Source organism: Amycolatopsis acidiphila (assembly GCF_021391495.1).
Taxonomy (GTDB): domain Bacteria; phylum Actinomycetota; class Actinomycetes; order Mycobacteriales; family Pseudonocardiaceae; genus Amycolatopsis_E; species Amycolatopsis_E acidiphila.
The window spans coordinates 941942-957130 of record NZ_CP090063.1 but is presented as its reverse complement, the minus strand read 5'-3'; the positions used below and the strand labels follow the sequence as shown (position 1 = coordinate 957130).

18 protein-coding genes are annotated in these 15189 nt (G+C 70.8%); 7 read left to right on the top strand and 11 right to left on the bottom strand.

Annotation, left to right across the window (positions count from 1 at the left end):
* Window positions 1-13: 13 nt before the first annotated feature.
* The 6 genes from LWP59_RS04750 to LWP59_RS04725 are packed head-to-tail and all read right to left on the bottom strand — an operon-like array spanning window position 14 to window position 3483.
* Window positions 14-334 carry a hypothetical protein gene (locus tag LWP59_RS04750; RefSeq protein WP_144643413.1) on the bottom strand — a complete coding sequence of 107 codons (321 nt, stop codon included), beginning with the start codon at window positions 332-334 and terminating at the stop codon, window positions 14-16.
* The gene (locus LWP59_RS04745; protein WP_186383491.1) at window positions 331-1188 is read right to left on the bottom strand and encodes a RecB family exonuclease; all 858 of its coding nucleotides are present in this window, start codon (window positions 1186-1188) and stop codon (window positions 331-333) included. The genes LWP59_RS04750 and LWP59_RS04745 overlap by 4 nt, the downstream gene beginning before the upstream one ends.
* Window positions 1189-1205: 17 nt before the next feature.
* Window positions 1206-1823: a MarC family protein gene (locus LWP59_RS04740; RefSeq protein ID WP_144643415.1), complete on the bottom strand. Its 618-nt coding sequence runs from the start codon at window positions 1821-1823 to the stop codon at window positions 1206-1208.
* Window positions 1824-2693 carry a PHP domain-containing protein gene (locus LWP59_RS04735; protein WP_186383489.1) on the bottom strand — a complete coding sequence of 290 codons (870 nt, stop codon included), beginning with the start codon at window positions 2691-2693 and terminating at the stop codon, window positions 1824-1826.
* A 29-nt stretch (window positions 2694-2722) separates the two neighbouring features.
* Window positions 2723-3283, bottom strand: coding sequence for a PH domain-containing protein (locus LWP59_RS04730; protein ID WP_144643417.1), 561 nt, complete (start codon window positions 3281-3283; stop codon window positions 2723-2725).
* 5 nt (window positions 3284-3288) lie between these two features.
* Window positions 3289-3483: a hypothetical protein gene (locus LWP59_RS04725; protein WP_186383494.1), complete on the bottom strand. Its 195-nt coding sequence runs from the start codon at window positions 3481-3483 to the stop codon at window positions 3289-3291.
* Window positions 3484-3636: 153 nt separating this feature from the next.
* Here LWP59_RS04725 and LWP59_RS04720 point away from each other — a divergent pair, with 153 nt between their 5' ends.
* Window positions 3637-4023 (top strand): NUDIX hydrolase, encoded by a 387-nt coding sequence (locus tag LWP59_RS04720; protein ID WP_144643418.1) that lies wholly within the window; start codon window positions 3637-3639, stop codon window positions 4021-4023.
* Between the two features lie 78 nt (window positions 4024-4101).
* Here LWP59_RS04720 and LWP59_RS04715 read toward each other — a convergent pair whose 3' ends face one another.
* Genes LWP59_RS04715 through LWP59_RS04705 form a run of 3 tightly spaced genes read right to left on the bottom strand, consistent with a single transcriptional unit; the run spans window position 4102 to window position 7350 of the window.
* A complete protein-coding gene (locus LWP59_RS04715) occupies window positions 4102-5712 on the bottom strand; it encodes an acyl--CoA ligase family protein (protein WP_144643419.1) in 1611 nt (536 codons plus the stop codon).
* Window positions 5713-5727: 15 nt separating this feature from the next.
* Window positions 5728-6837 (bottom strand): DUF2332 domain-containing protein, encoded by a 1110-nt coding sequence (locus LWP59_RS04710; RefSeq protein ID WP_144643420.1) that lies wholly within the window; start codon window positions 6835-6837, stop codon window positions 5728-5730.
* 9 nt (window positions 6838-6846) lie between these two features.
* Window positions 6847-7350, bottom strand: coding sequence for a MaoC family dehydratase (locus LWP59_RS04705; RefSeq protein WP_144643421.1), 504 nt, complete (start codon window positions 7348-7350; stop codon window positions 6847-6849).
* A 300-nt stretch (window positions 7351-7650) separates the two neighbouring features.
* On the opposite strand from LWP59_RS04705, the gene LWP59_RS04700 reads away from it, so the two are divergent.
* The 3 genes from LWP59_RS04700 (at window position 7651) to LWP59_RS04690 (ending at window position 10431) form a co-directional block, all read left to right on the top strand.
* Window positions 7651-8733, top strand: a complete 1083-nt coding sequence (locus LWP59_RS04700) for a magnesium and cobalt transport protein CorA (RefSeq protein ID WP_144643422.1) — start codon at window positions 7651-7653, stop codon at window positions 8731-8733.
* A 193-nt stretch (window positions 8734-8926) separates the two neighbouring features.
* The gene (locus tag LWP59_RS04695) at window positions 8927-9586 is read left to right on the top strand and encodes a metallophosphoesterase family protein (protein WP_144643423.1); all 660 of its coding nucleotides are present in this window, start codon (window positions 8927-8929) and stop codon (window positions 9584-9586) included.
* Entirely contained in the window at window positions 9583-10431 is an 849-nt protein-coding gene (locus LWP59_RS04690) for a chromosome partitioning protein ParB (RefSeq protein ID WP_144643424.1), read from the top strand. Before LWP59_RS04695 ends, LWP59_RS04690 begins: the two co-directional genes overlap by 4 nt.
* 19 nt (window positions 10432-10450) lie before the next feature.
* Here LWP59_RS04690 and LWP59_RS04685 read toward each other — a convergent pair whose 3' ends face one another.
* Window positions 10451-11947 (bottom strand): MFS transporter, encoded by a 1497-nt coding sequence (locus LWP59_RS04685; protein ID WP_144643425.1) that lies wholly within the window; start codon window positions 11945-11947, stop codon window positions 10451-10453.
* Between the two features lie 100 nt (window positions 11948-12047).
* Here LWP59_RS04685 and LWP59_RS04680 point away from each other — a divergent pair, with 100 nt between their 5' ends.
* The 3 genes from LWP59_RS04680 to LWP59_RS04670 all read left to right on the top strand — a co-directional run bounded on the left by LWP59_RS04680 (window position 12048) and on the right by LWP59_RS04670 (window position 14310).
* On the top strand, window positions 12048-12713 hold the full coding sequence (locus tag LWP59_RS04680; RefSeq protein ID WP_144643426.1) for a TetR/AcrR family transcriptional regulator: 666 nt from the start codon (window positions 12048-12050) through the stop codon (window positions 12711-12713).
* Window positions 12714-12803: 90 nt separating this feature from the next.
* A complete protein-coding gene (locus tag LWP59_RS04675; protein ID WP_144643427.1) occupies window positions 12804-13133 on the top strand; it encodes a YciI family protein in 330 nt (109 codons plus the stop codon).
* A 1-nt stretch (window position 13134) separates the two neighbouring features.
* The gene (locus LWP59_RS04670; protein WP_144643428.1) at window positions 13135-14310 is read left to right on the top strand and encodes an RNA polymerase sigma factor; all 1176 of its coding nucleotides are present in this window, start codon (window positions 13135-13137) and stop codon (window positions 14308-14310) included.
* Here the strand turns inward: LWP59_RS04670 and LWP59_RS04665 are convergent.
* A complete protein-coding gene (locus tag LWP59_RS04665; protein WP_144643429.1) occupies window positions 14259-15128 on the bottom strand; it encodes a hypothetical protein in 870 nt (289 codons plus the stop codon). The genes LWP59_RS04670 and LWP59_RS04665 overlap by 52 nt on opposite strands.
* Between the last annotated feature and the right edge of the window lie 61 nt (window positions 15129-15189).

Genomic DNA, 15189 nt, shown 5'->3' with positions numbered 1-15189 from the left:
TTGAGGACACCCCCTAGCCCCACCAGAACAGCCACAACGCGGCGAGCAGCACCACGACCACCACGAGTCCGGCGAGCCCCGCGACCGGGCCTTCGCGCCGGTCGGCGAACCGCTGGGCCACCAGCGCGATCGCCGCCGCCAACGGGTGCCCGACCAGCATCGCCACCCCGGGCCCCGGCGCGCCGAGCAGCAGGCACAGCAGGCCCGCGCCCAGCACGATCACGGCCAGCCCCGCCAGACCCGCGGCGAGCGAGCCCGTCAGCCCACGCCACCACCGGCCCCGGCGGGACCGGTCCTCCTCGACGGGAGGAACCCGAAGTTCTTCCGTGCTCACGGCGCCAGCAGCTCCCAGGGCTTCGCCGCCGGCGCGGCCGCCTGCCCCTCCGGGCAGCTCGGCCGGAAGTCGCACCACGAGCAGCGCGTGCCGACGTTGACCGGAAACAGGACCTGCCCGTCTCCGCCTGCGGTCAGCGTATCCGTGGCGACGCGCAGATCCTCGGCCGTCTCCTCCGCGCGGGCGAGGTGCCGCCGCAGGCTTTCGTCGGTGTGCTCGGCGGCCGCGACCGTGCCGGTGGGCAGGTGGTGCAGCTCGACGCGGTGGCACGGGCGGCGCAGCGTCCGGGTGGCCGCGACGGCATACATGGCAAGCGCTTGCGAGCTGCGCGCCTCGTACTCGTCGGGCTGCCGCCGCCCGGTCTTGTAGTCGACGATGACCAGTTCGGCGCCGCGCTCGTCGATCCGGTCCGCGCGGCCTTCGATGATCATCGACGGCGGCTTCCCCGGCTCGGGGTTCACCGGCGCGGAAACCCAGCGCTCGAGCCCGATCGGCGTCGTGGAGACGTCGTTGTGCTCGACGTACTCCATGATCCAGGTCTTCGCCCGGTCCCGGTACGTCGCCGCCTGCTCGGCGTCCGCGAAGCCCGCGTCCTGCCAGTGCTCGCTCAGCAGCTGCGCGGCGCGGATCGGCGAGCGGCGCTCGGGCGGCAGCTCGAACAGCGCGCGCAGGGCGTTGTGCACCACCGCGCCGAGCGTGCTGTGCGCCCACGGGCCGGTGCGCGTCGGCGTGGGCCGTTGCAGGTAGGAGAGCCGGTACCGCCGCGGGCAGTCCGCGAACGTGGCCAGCCTTGCCGGGCTGACCTTGGTCAGGCGCCGCGGCTCCACCGTGAACTCGAACCCCAGTTGTTCCACCACGGCCCCCACCGTACTCAGCCGCCGGCGACGAACCCGCGCACGGAGTTCGCGATGAGCTCGACCGCGATCGCGGCCAGCAGCAGACCGGCGATCTTCGCGAGCAGCAGGATGCCGGACTCCCTGATCAGCCGGATGACCAGACCGGAGTACCGCATGCACAGGTAGATGAACAGGTGCACCACGACGATCGCCAGCGCGAGCGCGAGGTACGCGCCGAAGTGCCCGTGCGCCTCGCGCACGAACACGATGGTCGCGGCGATCGCGCCGGGACCGGCGAGCAGCGGGGTGCCCAGCGGGACCAGTGCGACGTTGACGTCCTCGACCGCTTCGGGCTCGGTACCGCCCTTGCCGGTCAGCAGATCCAGCGCGATGAGCAGCAGGAGCAGGCCGCCCGCGCCCTGCAGCGCGGGGATGCCGATGCCGAGGTAGGCGAGGATCGCCTGGCCCGCGACCGCGAACAGGGCGATGACCAGCAGCGACACCAGCACGGCTTGGCGGGCGGCGCGGGCGCGGGCGTCCGGTGACTTGCGCCCGACCAGGCTGAGGAACACCGGGACCGTGCCCGGCGGGTCCATGATCACCACCAGCGTGATCGTCGCCTCGACGAACACGCCCGCATCGAAGAACGCCACTCAGCCCACCGCGACCTGCGCGCCGGACGCCTTCTCGACGAGCGCCTCGAGCGACTCGGGCGGTGTCGTCTCGGCGCCGATCGGAATCGTCTTGTTGGTGCCGTGGTAGTCGCTGGACCCGGTCGGCACGAGGTTCAGCTCGCGGGCGAGCCCGCGCAGCTGGCCCCGGGTCTCCTCGTCGTGGTTGGGGTGGTCGACCTCGACGCCGGTCAGGCCGTGCTCGGCGAGTGCCGCGAGGGTGTCGACCGAGACGATCCGGCCACGGCTGCGGGCGAAGGGATGCGCGAAGACGGTGACCCCGCCGGCGGCGGCGATCATGTCGATCGCGTCCTCGACGGGGGTGTCCTGGCGTGGCAGGTAGTAGCCACGGCCGTTGCCCAGATACTCGGCGAAAGCCTCGTCGACGGTCGACACGAGCCCGGCGCGCACCAGCGCCTGCGCCAGGTGCGGGCGCCCGGCCGGGGAGTCGGCGGGCAGCAGGCCCATGATCTCGTCGGCGTCCACCGGCAGGCCGTCGGCGGCCATCCGGTCGGCCATCGAGCGCAGCCGGGTCCGCCGCTCGATGCGCAGCCGCTGCTGCTCGGTGACGATCGCGGGCGAGGTCGGGTCGAACAGGTAGGCCAGCAGGTGCACGCTGATCCCGCGGGGGCCGTCGTGGTGGCTCACGCAGGACAGCTCGGCGCCGGGCACCAGGGTCAGCCCGGCGGGTAGCGCGGCGGTCGCGGCGTCCCACCCGGCGGTGGTGTCGTGATCGGTCAGCGCGACGGCGTCCAGGCCGGCCTGTGCGGCCACCTGGACGAGTTCGGCTGGGCTGTCCGTGCCATCGGAGACGGTCGAATGGGTGTGCAGGTCGATGCGCATCGGACCCATTCTGTCTCATGCGACAGGAAAGGCCCCCGTCAGCCGACCATCTTCTTGCCGCGGGCAAGGCGCTGGGCCTTGATCATGGAGAAGCGCTCGCTCTGCTTCTGCTTGTCGCCGAAGACCAGTTCCGAGATGACGTCGTAGAAGTCCTCGGGATGGGGCAGGAAGTCGATCCGGTTGAGCGCCTGGATCTGCCCGGCGGACTCGACCACGACGGTGCCGTACCCGAACAGCCTGCCCCACGCGGTGCGCTCGTAGGTCAGGTCGGTGACCTTGCTGATCGGCATCATCGCGACCTTCGTGGTGAAGACGCCGCTGGTCAGCACGAACCGCTTGTCCGTGACCACCAGCCGCTCGACCCACCACTCCATGACCTTGTACGCGTAGTGCAGCACCACGAGCAACGCCGCGTACCACAACACGTTCTGCACGACGTAGAGCGACGGCGGCAGGAGGTAGGACACCATCACGCAGATCGCCAGCAGCGCGACCGCCTCGAAGGTGTCCCACGCCAGCGTCGCCCAGTGCCGTCGGATCCGGACGACGCGCCGCTCGGTGTCGAGCAGGTACTCGTCGGGATCCCGGGGGGCGAACACGGCGCCTACGAGTTGAACACGTTGCTGACGAAGGTGATCACCGCTTCGGCCGACGTGCGCAGGAAGCTGATGATGTTGCCCACGAGGTTCGCCGCCTGGCCTGGTTGGGCGATCACGAAGAACAAGACCAACGCGATACCCACGAGTCCGGCTAGTTTCTTCGCGTTCACAACGATCAATCCCGTCTCTTGCTCCGGCATCGGTCTAGCAAGCTCACCAGTAACGTTGTACCGCACTGCGCTCCGTTACGGGAGAAAAGTCCCGCGCTTGGGTCAGTGTCCGCCTGCGATCTTACCGCATGGCTACTCTCCGTGTACACCTTGCGCACTACGTCCGCGCGTTACGCTGGCGTTATGGCTTCGGTGCGCTGCGTAGGCGGCATCATCCACGACGCGGCGGGGCGACTGCTGGTGATCCAGCGGGGGCACGACCCGGGCCGGGGCCGGTGGTCGCTGCCGGGCGGGCGGGTCGAGCCCGACGAGACGGACGCACAGGCAGTGGTGCGCGAGATGCGCGAGGAGACCGGCCTGGACGTACGGCCGGGGCCGCTGGCGGGGATGGTCGTGCGCGGCCGGTACGAGATCTACGACTACGTGTGCGAGGTGCGCGGCGGCCGGCTGCGCGCGGGCGACGACGCCGCGGACGCCCGCTGGGTGGACGCCGCGGCGTTCGGCACACTCGAGCTCACCGACGGCCTCGCGGCCACCCTCCGCGGCTGGGACCGGCTGCCCCGCTGCTGACACGGCTCCCAGGGAGCGTCCTCGAAGGCTGGTCGATGGGCTTCGTGAAGAGCGCGATTGAGCCTTTGAGGACGCTCCCTAGCCCTGGATCCGGCCTTCGTGGCCTGCCCAGTCGCGTTCCCGCAGCTGGAACTTCTGGATCTTGCCCGTCGAGGTCTTGGGCAGCTCGGCGACGAACTCGACCGCCTCCGGCACCTTGTACCTGGCGATCTGCCCGCGCGCGTGCTCCTGCAGCTCCTCGGCGGACAGCGACTCGCCCGCCCGCAGCACCACGTACGCCTTGGGCCGCTCGCCCCACTTCTCGTGCGGCACCCCGACGACGGCGACCTCGAGCACCGCCGGATGCGAGTCCAGCGCCGCCTCGACCTCGATCGTCGAGATGTTCTCGCCACCCGAGACGATGATGTCCTTCGCGCGGTCGCGCAGCTGGATGTAGCCGTCGGGATGCCACACGCCGAGGTCGCCGGAGTGGAACCAGCCGCCGCGGAAGGCCTTCTCCGTCGCCTCGGGGTCGTCGAAGTAGCCCGCCATGACGTTGTTGCCCCGCATCACCACCTCGCCCATGGTGGCGCCGTCCCGCGGCACGTCGCGCATCTCCTCGTCGACCACGCGCACACCGTCGGTGACGATCATCCCGACGCCCTGGCGGGACATGACCTTGCTGCGCTCGGCGATGTCCAGCTTGAGCCAGCCATCCTGCGGCTCGCACACGCTGTACGGGCCGTACGTCTCGGTCAGGCCGTAGACGTGCGTCAGGCGGGCGCCCAGCTCCGACATCCGCCGGATGACCGTCGGCGACGGCGGCGCGCCCGCGGTGGTCACGACCACCTCGTGCGGCAGCGGGTGCGCGCCCTCGTGGCTGGCGATGGTCACCAGCACCGTCGGGGCGCCGTTGAGGTGCGTGATGCCCTCGGTCTCCAGCAGCCGCCAGATCTCCGTGGCGTCCACGGCGCGCAGGCACACGTGCGTGCCGCCGATCGCCGTCACCGCCCAGGCGGTGCACCAGCCGTTGCAGTGGAACATCGGCAGGGTCCACAGGTACCGCGACTCGGGCGTGTGCCGGGAGTGGATGATCTCGGCCAGCGAGTTCAGGTAGGCGCCGCGGTGGTGGTACATCACACCTTTGGGTTGCCCGGTCGTGCCCGAGGTGTAATTGATCGAGATCGTGCCGCGCTCGTCCGCGACCGTCCACGGCAACGGTGCGTCGTCGCCGCGGGCGAGCAGGTCCGGGTAGGAGATGCCGCCGACGGCGGGGTCGGGCGTGGCACCGGAAGCCGGGTCGGTGACGGTGACGACCTCGGCGACCGGCAGGTCCGCGGCCAGCGAGGAGTGCAGCCCGGCGTCGACTACCAGCACCTTCGCCCCGGAATGGTGGAGGATGTGGCGGACCTCGGCGGGCGCGAGCCGGGTGTTGATCGCGACCAGCACCGCGCCGGCGAGCGGCACCGCGAAGTGCGCGACCAGCATCTCCGGGATGTTCGGCAACAGATAGGCGACCCGGTCGCCCGGCTCGACGCCGGACGCGCGCAGGGCGTGTGCCACGCGGGTCGCCTCGGCCGCGAACTCGCGGTAGGTGACCCGGCGGTCGCCGTAGACGATGGCTTCCTTGTCGGGAAAGACCTCCGCCGAGCGCTCGAGGAAGGCCAGCGGGGTCAGTGGCGTGAACCAGGTGTCAGCAGTGACGGCCATGCTGGGAAACCTACGTCAGGCGGCGAGCCAGGTCATCCGGTTGCCGTACCGCGAGGTGTGCGCAAGCGCTTTCGCCTCCGGGACGCCGTCGCGCCAGGACACCAGGCCGAGCGTGCACAGGCCGGCGCCGTCGAAGAAGTTCAGCTCCGACCGGCCGGGCAGCACATACGACAGCGCCACCTCGTACGGCTCGTCGCTGACCCACCACACCGGACGGTCCGCCGCGAGTTTCGCCAGGCCTTCGACGAACTCCCCGCGCCGCTGCTCGGCCACGTGGTTGAGCACCCGGCTGGTCAGGACCACCAGCGGCAGGTCGCCGGTGCGCGCTGCCGCGGCGGCGAGGTCGTCCACGGCGTCGCCCTCGACCAGCTCGGGGGTGTCCTTGCGCTGGGCCGCGGCGGCCGCGCGCAGCAGGCGGATGCGGTCGAGCTGGTCGGCCCAGACGCACGCCTCCATCCAGGCCAGCTCGTCCTCGTCGGACACGTCGATCGGGCTGGTGTCGAGGCCGACCTTGGCGGCGACGGCGACCTTCTTGGGCACCTTCGGCAGCACCGCGCCGGAGCCGAGGCCGAGCGCGCAGTGCAGCCCCACCGCTGCCTTCGCGGGCCCGGCGAGGATCTGCTCGCCGCCGTCGCACTGGTAGCGGTAGCCGAACTTGTCCAGACCGAGCAACAGGCCCGCACTGCAGCCGACCTCCAGCAGCGCGACCTTGCCGCCGGCCTGCTTCGCGGCGAGCGCGACCGCGGGGAACAGACCCGCGGCACGGCTGACCTCGTTGGTCTCGGTGTGCCGCTCGGCGACGATCGCACGCACCTTGTCGGCCCGCTCCAGCAGGAACTCGCGGAACAGCGGCCACGTTCCGCCGTCGACGCCGTCGAACCCGCCGAGCGACGGGTAGTACCGGGACAGCGGATGGATCGGGTCGGCCTGCACGAGACGGTGTGCCGCCGCCAGCAGCAAGGGCGCGCCGGCGGTGTCGTCCGGCGCCGCCGTGAGCAGCCCGGCGACCTCGTCGTCCTCGGCCGCGTTCGTGGTGAGGTGCTCGTAGAGCGGGGACACCCCGGCCGCCTGTCCCGCCGCGAACGCGCGGAGCCGCTGCTTGACCTCGTCCAGTCCGACCGTCACCCGAGCCTCCTATTCGTGCGGAACCGGGCGGGCCGGCTGCTCGCCACCGCGTGCTTCGCCGTAGGAACGCTTGGGCACCATCACCTTGCGGCGGAAGGTGCACACGATCGTCCCGTCCTGCTTGTAGCCCCGGGTCTCGACGTACACCACGCCCCGGTCGTCCTTCGACTTCGAGGGTGTCTTGTCGAGCACCTCGGTCTCACCGTAGATCGTGTCACCGTGGAAGGTCGGCTTCACGTGCTTGAGGGACTCGACCTCCAGGTTGGCGATCGCCTTGCCCGAGACGTCCGGCACGGACATGCCCAGCAGCAGTGAGTAGATGTAGTTGCCCACCACGACGTTCTTGCCGAAGTCGGTGGTCTCGCCCGCGTAGTGCGCGTCCAGGTGCAGCGGGTGGTGGTTCATGGTGAGCAGGCAGAAGAGGTGGTCGTCGTACTCGGTGACCGTCTTGCCCGGCCAGTGCTTGTACACCGCGCCCACCTCGAACTCCTCGAAATAACGCCCGAACTGCACTGCTCACTCCTCGGAAAGCGGGTAACGCCACACCGACCGAAAACGACGTGACTGATGTTGAGGAGTACCCTCGACCAACGGAGGCCCCCGCGTCAACGCGACCGGTCTTACACACTGCCCCCGGCCGAAGGAGGTGAGGAACGCACGATGAGTAGTGGCGATAGTCCGCTCCCTAGTCAAACCAGCGTTCCCCTCTCGGCCGGTGCTCACTAGCCTGCCTTTCGGGAGACGCTGGTCACGGCCGGGCGGGCGAGCCCCGCACGGCCGTCGTAGCACGCACTACGTCAGCCAGGAGATCCCATGCCTGCGATTCCGTCGCTCGGCGGCCTGCGGGGCCGCGGTAACGGCCGCGCCCGCATCCAGCCGCCCATCCCGGTGCCACTTTCGGCCTATGTCGTCGACTGTGCCGTCTACGTCGACGGCAAGCGGCTGCCCGGCCGGTGGACCCATGCCGAGGCCATCAAGGAAGTGCGGCGGCGGCGCGAGGGTTTCGTCTGGATCGGGCTGCACGAGCCGGACGAGGAGCAGATCCAGGGCATCTCGGAGATGTACGGGCTGCACGAGCTGGCCGTCGAGGACGCGGTGCAGGCGCACCAGCGGCCCAAGCTCGAGCGTTACGACGACACGTTGTTCATGGTGCTCAAGACCTTGCGCTACGTCGAGCACGAGTCGCCCACCACCGCCAACGAGATCGTCGAGACCGGCGAGCTGATGGCCTTCCTGGGCCTGGACTTCATCATCACCGTGCGCCACGGCGCCCACTCCGGGCTCGCGCACCTGCGCCAGGACCTCGACGACGACCCGGAGCGGCTGAAGGCCGGGCCCGCGTCGGTGCTGCACGCCATCACCGACCACATCGTGGACCACTACCTCGAGGTGACCAGCGCGGTCGAGGACGACATCGAGGAGATGGAGACCCGCGTCTTCGCGCCCAGGACGATGGTCAGCGCCGAGCAGATCTACCTGATGAAGCGCGAGGTGCTCGAACTGCGGCGCGCGGTGGTGCCGCTGGCGGCGCCGGTGCGGCGGCTGGCCGAGGGCTTCACCCGGCTGGTGCCCGACGAGGTGCGCTCGTACTTCCGCGACGTCGACGACCACCTGATCACCGTCTCGGAGCGGGTGGCGAACTTCGACGAGCTGCTCAACACCCTCGTCGACGCGACGGTCGCGAAGATCTCGCTGCAGCAGAACACCGACATGCGCAAGATCACCGCCTGGGCGGCGATCATCACGGTGCCGACGATGCTCGCCGGGATCGAGGGCATGAACTTCGAGTACATGCCGGAGCTGCACTGGCAGTTCGGCTATCCGCTGGCGCTGCTGGTGATCCTCGGCGCCTGTCTCCTCCTCTACCGAATATTCAGGAAGAACAAGTGGCTGTGACGTCCCTGTCCTCCTGAACTCGCGAAAGGAGTCTTCCGGTGTCGCGTTTCCTGACGAACCTCAAGTTCTGGGCGCTGGCCTTCAGCCTGGCCTGGATCGCCACGGTCGTGTTCTTCATCGCCGACCACCCGGACCTCGCCCGGGCGGCGCACTAGGAACGGCCGCGAGCCCCCATCCGCCTTATCCTGGACCGATGCGCGTCCTGGTCGTCGCGGATGAGGTCGACGAGCGGTTGCGGGCCTGCGGGGTCCGCGCCGAGGTCGACCTCGTCCTGGCGGCGGGCGACCTGCCCTTCGACTACCTCGCCTTCCTCGCCGACGCGGTCGATCGGCCGTGCGTGTTCGTGCCCGGCAACCACGACGCCGACCTGACCGGCTTCACCCGCTCCGGCGGGCTGTGGGTGCGCGCCGGGTTCCCGCACGCCTGGCCGGGGCCGCCCGGCGGGATCAACGCCGACGGCCGCGTCGTCGACGTCGCGGGGCTGCGCATCGCCGGGCTGGGCGGCTCGGTCCGATACAACGACGGTCCGAACCAGTGGACCCAGGCCCAGCAGGCCCGCCGCGCCCGGCGGCTCGTGCGGGCCGCCGGGCGCCGCCGGCGCACGGACGGCCGCGGGGTGGACGTCCTGCTCACCCACGCCCCGCCCCGCGGCGTCGGCGACCGCGAGGACCTCCCCCACCACGGGTTCGACTGTCTACACGAGACAGTCGAGCGGCTGCGGCCGAAATGGCTGCTGCACGGGCACATCCACCCCTACGGCGAGCACCTTCCGGAGCACCGGCTCGGCGCCACCCGGGTCCGCAACGTGGTCGGCGCGCAGGTGCTCGACCTCGCAACCGAGGCGCGGGTATGAGCCCGGCCAGGGACACCGGCTTCCCCCGGGCCGACGCCGAGCACGACTTCCTGCGCGCCCGCCGCCGCCAGGTGCTGTCACGCCTGGCCAACTGGCTGCGCCGCGAACCCGACGACGTGAACATCATGCTGCCGTTCGACGAGGTCGTCGAGGCGCTCGGCTACGAGGGCGAACGGCGAATCGGCCTGCGGGTGATCCGGCTCGACTCGATCGTCGGCAGCGTCGACCGCGGGCACGACTTCGACCGCCGGTTCCGCCCCACCTCCGGGCGGGTGCGGGAACGCTGGGAGCGACTGGCGCTGGCCGCGCGCCGGGGCGAGCCGATACCGCCCATCGAGGTCTACCGGGTGGGCGACCTGCACTTCATCATCGACGGGCACCACCGGGTCTCCGTCGCGTTCGCCATGGGACTGTCCACAATAGAGGCCTACGTGACCGAGGTGCGGACGAGGCTCAAGCCCGACGGCATCCGCTACCGCGGCGACCTGATCGTCAAGGACTACCGACGGCTGTTCCTGGAACGGGTGCCGCTGACCGGCGAGGCCCGCGCGTCGGTGGTGTTGTCCGACCCGTGGCACTACGCGATGCTCGGCGAGCACGTCGAGGCCTGGGGCTTTCGGCTGATGCAGGACGAGGGCACGTTCCTCGACCGCGCGACGGTGGCGAACCGGTGGTACCGCGACGAGTACCAGCCGGTGGTCGAGATGCTGCGGCAGGCGGACCTGATCGGCAACCGCACCGAGGCCGAGGCCTACATGTGGGTGGCGGGCGAGCGCTACCGGCTGATCCGCACCCACCGCTGGGACGACGAGGTGATCGAGGCGCTGCGTTCCCACCGGCAGTGAGAACGCAGCGCACCCTCGGTCACATGTGGACTGCCGGCGTCTCGCTCTGCACGGGCGCGCCCGGCTTGAGCAGCAGCCCGCAGGCCACCGCGCCGAGCACGAAGATCCAGGCGGCCCAGGTGAACGCCGTGGTGTAGCTGTGCACCGCGGCCTCCGCCACCACCTGCGGGGTCATCGCCCTGCCCGCGGTGAACGACGACACGGCGTTCGCCGCGATGGAGCTCAGCAGCGCGGTCCCGATCGAGCCGCCGATCTGCTGCGCGGTGTTCACCGTCGCGGACGCGACCCCGGCGTCGTGCGCGCCGACGCCCGCCGTGGCGACGTTCATCGCCGGCGCCATCGACAGGCCGATCCCCAGCCCGGCGACGATCAGCGGGAACAGCACGCCGCCGGCGTAGGTGCTGCTGACGTCCAGTGCGCTGAGCCAGAACATGCCCACGGCCGCGATCAGCATGCCCAGTGCGACGAGCCACCTGGGGCCGAAGCGTGGCAGCAGCACCGCCGTCGCGGTAGTGGCAGTGAGCATCAGCGCACCGACCATCGGCAGGAACGCCAGTCCCGACGTGACCGGCGAGAAGCCGAGGTTCTGCTGCAGGTAGTAGGTCAGGAACAGGAAGATCCCGAACATCCCGATGCCGAGCAGGAACACCGACAGGTTGGCGCCGCCGCGGTTGCGGTCGAGCACGACGCGCAGCGGCAGCAGCGGATGCTCGACCCGGCTCTGCAGCACCGCGAACACGCCCAGCAGCACGACGCCGGCGGCCAGGAAGCCCCACACCAGTGCCGAGGACCAGTCGTGGGTCTCGGCGTTGGAGAAGCCGTAGACCACCGCGAACAGTCCGGCGGACGCGGCGACCGTGCCTGGGAGGTCGAGCCTCGGCCGGTGCTCGGACGGCCGGTGCCGCAGCAGCGACAGCCCGCCGGCGAGCGCGACCACGGCGATGATGATGTTCACGAACATGCACCAGCGCCAGTCGAGGTACTCGGTGAGCACGCCCCCGAGCAGCAGGCCGACCGCGGCACCCCCGCCGGCGATCGCCCCGAAGATGCCGAACGCCCGGCCGCGTTCCCTGACGTCGGTGAACGTTGTGGTCAGCAGCGAAAGCGCGGCCGGCGCGAGCAGCGCGCCGAAGACACCCTGTGCCGCGCGGGCGATGACGAGCATCTCGAACCCGTTGGCCGCACCGCCGACCGCGGACGCGACGGCGAACCCGCCGAGCCCGATCAGCAGGGCGTACTTGCGGCCGAACAGGTCGGCCACCCGGCCGCCGAGCAGCAGCAGGCTGCCGAAGGCGAGCGCGTAGGCGGTGACCACCCATTGCCGCGCGTCGCTGGAGAAGCCGAGGTCGTGCTGGGCGGTGGGCAGCGCGATGTTCACGATGGTCGCGTCGAGCACGACCATCAGCTGCGCCAGCGCGATCACCACCAGGATCAGCCAGCGGCGCGCGTGGTGTGGATCTTCGGCGGCCGCGGAACCCGTTCCGGGTTCGACGACCGCCGTGGACGAGTCAGGCATACTGGTCCTCGCAGACATATGTGGAGTAGGGACCTCCCCTTCTGCTTCCACCGTACAGGAAGTGGAGGAGTGGCCTCGACTTGTTGCTAGGATGGGATTCATGACGCGGGACACACCGCGGACCGCGCCGAAGCGGCCGCTCAGGCGCGACGCCGAACTCAACCGGCAGCGCATCATCGCCAGCGCCCGCGAGGTCTTCCGCGAACGCGGTCTGGAAACGACGCTCGACGACGTCGCCCATCACGCGGGGCTCGGCGTCGGCACCGTCTACCGCCGCTTCCGCAACAAGGAACAGCTGGTCGAGGAGATGTTCGCCGACCGGCTCGAGGGCATCGGCAGGCTGATGAGCGAGGCGCTCGACCGGCCAGACCCGTGGCAGGGCCTGCTGGACTTCCTGTGGGAGGCGACCGCGCTCATCGCCGAGGACCGCGGGCTGCACGACGTCATGCTCAGCACGGCCTTCGGGCACGACAAGGTCGCCCAGGCCCGCGACCGGCTGATCCCGCTCGCGGAGGAGCTGATCCGCCGCGCGAAGGAGGGCGGGCGGCTCCGGCCGGACTTCGAGGCCGAGGACCTGCCGATGCTGTTCAAGATGATCGGTGCGGTCGCCGAGTACACCCACGAGGTCGCCCCCGAGCAGTGGCGGCGCTACGCGGCACTGCTGTTCGACAGCCTGCACGCGGACGGCGCGAGGCCGGCACCGCTGCCGTTGCCCGCGCTCGACGTGGACCGGGTCCGCGACGCGATGGATCACTGGTGCCGCTGATGTGACTCAGGTCACAGTAATCCCCTGTCGATCCGCACCCGGCCCGGTCGTCCTTACCGGGCAAGCTGATCGAGGAGAAGGGATTCCGCCATGAAGTACCTGACCATGATCTACGTCGACGAGAGCGTCCCCGCCGACTACACCAGGATGAGCTCGGACTACGAGGACTACACGCGGCAGCTGGTCGAGGCCGGCGTGCTCAAGGACGGCGCCCGCCTGCTGGCCTCGTCCACCGCGACCACCGTGCGGGTGCGCGACGACGAGGAGCTGTTCACCGACGGCCCGTTCGCCGAAGCACGCGAGCAACTCGGCGGCTACTACGTGTTCGACTGCGCGAACCTGGACGAGGCCCTGAAGTGGGCCGCGCAGTGTCCCGGCGCGCGGGAGGGCGCCGTCGAGGTGCGGCCGCTCGCGCACTGACATGCACACCGATCCGCTGGTGGCCGTGTTCCACGCGGAGCACGGCCGCGTGCTGGCCCGGCTGATCGGTCTCCTCGGCGATTTCGACCTCGCCGAGGAGGCCCTCGCCGACGCCTACGCGATCGCCGCCGCGAAGTGGCGCGCCGACGGCGTGCCCGAGCACCCGGCGGCGTGGCTGGTGATCACGGCGCGCAATCGCGCGATCGACCGGATCCGCAGTGCGCGAAGACTCGACTCGAAGCTCGCCGCGCTCGCGGAGGAACCCGCGCCGGCGCCGGCCGAGGGGCCGGTGCTGGACGACCGGCTGCGGCTGTTCTTCACCTGCTGCCACCCGTCACTCGGGCGACAGGCCCAGGTCGCGCTGATCCTGCGCTGCCTCGGCGGGCTGTCCACCGAAGAGGTCGCGCGGCTGTTCCTGGTCAGCGAAAGCACCGTGCAGCAACGAATCGTGCGCGCGAAGCGGAAGATCCGCGGCGCCGGCATCCCGTTCCGCGTCCCCGGACAGGACGAGCTCGCACACCGGTTGCCCGCCGTCCTCGCCGTGATCTACCTGCTGTTCACCGAGGGTTACGCGGCGACCTCGGGTCCGGAGCTGATCAAGGTGGGTCTGTGCGAGGAGGCGATCCGGCTCTCCAGGGTGCTGCACGAACTGCTGCCGGAGCCCGCGGTGTCCGGGCTGCTCGCCCTGCTGTTGCTCACCGACGCCCGTCGCGCAGCGCGGGTGGATTCCGTGGGACGGCTGGTGCCGCTGGAGGAACAGGACCGCGGATCGTGGAACCAGGCCCTGATCGACGAGGGCCGGCAGCTCGTGTCCGGCAGCGCCGGACCGTACGCCGTCCAGGCGGCGATCGCGGCGGTGCACTCGGACGCGCCGACGCCGGAGGAGACCGACTGGCCGCAGATCGTGGAGCTGTACGGGATGCTCGCGCCGTCGCCGATGGTGGAGCTCAACCGGGCGATCGCGGTGGCGATGGCGTCCGGCCCGGAGGCGGGCCTGCGCCTGCTCGAGCACGTGCGCCTCGATTCGCACCTGCTTCCCGCCGCTCGTGCCGACCTGTTGCGCCGCGCGGGCAGGCAGGCCGAAGCCGTCGCGGCCTATGAACAAGCGCTCGACCTGGTGGGAAATCAGGTCGAGCGGGAGTACCTGCTGCGACGGCGGAGCGAGCTCACCACCTGATAGTGACGCACCAGCACCGAGATGCCCGCGAGCGCCGCCGCACCACACACCGCGAGCAGCGCGAGCGTCAGCGGGTGCATGGCCGGTGCCTCGCCGAGGACGGTCATCCCGAGGACCGTCGCGACCAGCGGGTTCACCATGGTCTGGCAGCCGACCACCACGTCCGGCGGGCCGCTCGCGTAGGCGAGCTGGACGAACCACGCGCCGAGGAGGAACGCCGCGACCGCGCCGCAGGCCACCAGCCACGGCAGTTCGGCCAGGCCGAGCGTCTGCACCGTGGACGCGACGTCCCGGACGAGCACCGACACCAGCCCGTAAGCCGCACCCGCGGCGGCGGACAACGCGACACAACGAACGAGGCCGCGACCGAACAGGGCGATCGTGCCCAGCACGGCCACGATCACGGTCACGATCTGCGTGGCGTCCAGGACGTCCGACGGAGGCAGCCGCGGGCTCGCGGCGGCATCGCTGGACAGGGCGACGAACACCCCGACCGCGATCGACACCGCCGCGATGGCGAGCATGCTGGTGCGGTCCCGCCGTCCGCTGAGCACTGCCACGACCGGCAGCGCGAGCACCACCAGCGGCGCCACCACGATCACCGGCGCGAGCGTCAGCGCGACGATCTGCAGCACCGTCCCGACGCCGAGCACCGCGAACCCGAGCAGCCAGCCCGGGTTGCGGCCGAGCCGCGCCAGCGAGCGCAGGTGCAGCTCGCCGTCGCGGGTCTCCGCGCGGACGCCGCCGTGCTGCAGCCGGGCGCCCAGCCCACTGGCGATCGCCGCACACAGCGCGCAGGCCACCGCCAGCCCGATCACGCGATCGCTCCGCTCAGCGCCTGCACACCTCCAGCATGCCCGCACCGGCCTGAGAACAGGT

Excerpts from the sequence above, each read along its gene's own strand:
- LWP59_RS04735 (WP_186383489.1), bottom strand. The coding sequence starts at position 2,693 with ATGGGTCCGATGCGCATCGACCTGCACACCCATTCGACCGTCTCCGAT.
- LWP59_RS04725 (WP_186383494.1), bottom strand. The coding sequence starts at position 3,483 with ATGCCGGAGCAAGAGACGGGATTGATCGTTGTGAACGCGAAGAAACTA.
- LWP59_RS04720 (WP_144643418.1), top strand. The coding sequence starts at position 3,637 with ATGGCTTCGGTGCGCTGCGTAGGCGGCATCATCCACGACGCGGCGGGG.
- LWP59_RS04715 (WP_144643419.1), bottom strand. The coding sequence starts at position 5,712 with ATGGCCGTCACTGCTGACACCTGGTTCACGCCACTGACCCCGCTGGCC.
- LWP59_RS04700 (WP_144643422.1), top strand. The coding sequence starts at position 7,651 with ATGCCTGCGATTCCGTCGCTCGGCGGCCTGCGGGGCCGCGGTAACGGC.
- LWP59_RS04695 (WP_144643423.1), top strand. The coding sequence starts at position 8,927 with ATGCGCGTCCTGGTCGTCGCGGATGAGGTCGACGAGCGGTTGCGGGCC.
- LWP59_RS04690 (WP_144643424.1), top strand. The coding sequence starts at position 9,583 with ATGAGCCCGGCCAGGGACACCGGCTTCCCCCGGGCCGACGCCGAGCAC.
- LWP59_RS04685 (WP_144643425.1), bottom strand. The coding sequence starts at position 11,947 with ATGCCTGACTCGTCCACGGCGGTCGTCGAACCCGGAACGGGTTCCGCG.
- LWP59_RS04680 (WP_144643426.1), top strand. The coding sequence starts at position 12,048 with ATGACGCGGGACACACCGCGGACCGCGCCGAAGCGGCCGCTCAGGCGC.
- LWP59_RS04675 (WP_144643427.1), top strand. The coding sequence starts at position 12,804 with ATGAAGTACCTGACCATGATCTACGTCGACGAGAGCGTCCCCGCCGAC.
- LWP59_RS04670 (WP_144643428.1), top strand. The coding sequence starts at position 13,135 with ATGCACACCGATCCGCTGGTGGCCGTGTTCCACGCGGAGCACGGCCGC.